Source organism: Thermoleptolyngbya sp. M55_K2018_002 (genome assembly GCF_015295965.1).
Lineage (GTDB): Bacteria > Cyanobacteriota > Cyanobacteriia > Elainellales > Elainellaceae > Thermoleptolyngbya > Thermoleptolyngbya sichuanensis.
On sequence record NZ_DVEA01000131.1, the window covers coordinates 1 to 2,054 of the forward strand.

Below are 2,054 nucleotides of genomic sequence, written 5' to 3' on the forward strand. Positions count from 1 at the left end.
GCTTTGAGTTTCTGAGCTTTGAACTTCTGGACGATGCGCTCAGACCTTAACGAAGATATCGTAGAACGACAGCAATATTTCTACTACGATCAGCACAACAACGTACCACTCTACGCGCAGGCCGCTGTTGTGCTGGAGCAGATCTAATACTGTTTCTGCTGTGCTGGAAATCAGTCCTAGCTTGCGTTCTAGAGCCTGATGGCGATCGCGGATTTCATACTCATTTTCTAAGCGGGCGTAGAGTCGCTCCAGTTCGGGTGCTTCCCAGAGCAGGTCGGGTTTGTCGATAATTTCGACCCGACCCACGATTTTATGCTGAATGGATAACGTCCGTCCGAGCTGCCGCAGGAGTTCTTTGCCCCAGCGCTCATTTTTGGTGGTGCGCTGTAGCCCCGCAGCGAAGGGTTCGATTTGGTCAAAGACGCTGGCTGTGCCCAGTTCGTAGTGTGCCAGCACCACGCTCTTAGCCAGCACATCGGCCACCACTTGCAGCGACTCTACGCTAAATTCTTGCAGCGAGATAATGCCATTTTCCACCTGCCCCGCTCGCGACGGCTCGATCCGGAGGGTCGCTTCCTCGGTTTCAGGCTTGCTGAACGGCTCCTGCACTAAGGGTTTCAAGTTATTTAAAAAAGTGGCCTCCTCAATGGGGTCTAACCCGAATAGCACCACTGCACCATATTTAAAGAGAACCACGCAGCCATCGCTTCCAGCGGCGATCGCCAAGGGTTGCCGTCCGAGGGGTGTGGTCGCTTCTAGCGTTCGCAAGTCGAGGCGCTCTCCAAGAAAAATTGCGCGTCCTTTAACTGCGTCTTTGTCAGGAAATAGTAATTTTTGCATGGGGTGAATTTCAATAGGCTTGTCTTTCTAAACCAGCGCAAGCCGCTACTCACCTTCTTGCTGTCGCATGATTAAAAACCAGAAACGGCTCTGTCCAAAGCGTTGTCTCTCTGGAGGGCAGTGGGTTGCTGGGCTGATCATGCCTGAAAACTAGGGGTGCAATTCCTCGCTGAACCAAAGCGGCTGGACAGCAGAACGTCTCGAATTCTGAGGGAAGCCTGCTGTCTAAGCGCTGAAACTTTATCTTAAACGATCTAAATCAGAGTCGTTATTAGAGTCATTTGACGAGGATTGCGCGGATCTGGCTTGTCTAGTCAGTTTTCCCTAAATTCGGTGCAACGGATGAAACGGGGTTCGTTATATTTAGCTGTAAGGTCAGAAATCGCGTGACGCAAGTCGAAAATTTCCTGGAGGTATGCCCTTATGCTGGGTTCTGGAAAACCATCCCGCTCGTCCCGACGCCGCATGAAACGGCGATCTGGGCAGGGTGGAACTCAGCCTTTGGGGTCTGTGCCGCCGGCCGCAGGCAGTCGATCGCAATCGGGCGATCGCTCGGCTACAAGTCAGGCTCCTCGTTCGGGACATACACTGGCGCGATCGCCCCGCCCCATCTCTCCCCGCGCCTCCTATTCGGCCCAGCCACCGCTGAACTTACGCAACGTCCTGGATCATTCAGAGCGATCGCCCGCTGCTGGCAACGGTCGCCGGTCGTCTGAACGGTCGAATCCGCCATCTCTGGCGCTGATCCAACCCCAGCCTCGCTCACTTTCTCCGAATGGGAATCGTCCTGATGCGGCGAGACGACCTGAGCGTCCAGTGGCGCTGGCTCCCCGACCCGTGGGGCGATCGCGCTCGACTCCCCGTCGGGGACGCGCCCATCCCCCAGCCCCTGCTTCGCCACTGCTCTATGCGACTCGCTTGATCATTCTGGGTGTGGGCATTGGGGCAATCGTGGGCACTAGCCTTTCTGTCTGGAATCCGACAATCCGGGCCCAGGACACCACAGCCGCCAGCCTGGCCGCCAGTCCCACCCCCGCCCCCAGCCCTACGCCGACTCCTGGCTTTCGCGGTGATCTTGTGCCTGCCAATCCGTCTTCTGCGATTATGAAGCTGCGTCTGGGGCAGCCGATTGCGCCGCTCACGACCACACTACAGTCGCTTGTGGCTCAGACCGGGCTGTCGGCTGGCGTGTTTGTGGTGGATTTGGACACAGG

The 2,054-nt window shown here is 56.4% G+C and carries 1 protein-coding gene and 1 pseudogene; one reads left to right on the forward strand and one right to left on the reverse strand.

All coding sequences use genetic code 11. The annotated features are described in order from the left end of the window. Positions 1-39: 39 nt before the first annotated feature. A complete protein-coding gene (locus tag IGS51_RS06325) occupies positions 40-840 on the reverse strand; it encodes an RMD1 family protein (RefSeq protein ID WP_297077258.1) in 801 nt (266 codons plus the stop codon). Positions 841-1,305: 465 nt separating this feature from the next. On the opposite strand from IGS51_RS06325, the pseudogene IGS51_RS06330 reads away from it, so the two are divergent. Further along, a pseudogene (locus IGS51_RS06330) lies at positions 1,306-2,054 on the forward strand (hypothetical protein); the annotation flags it as partial.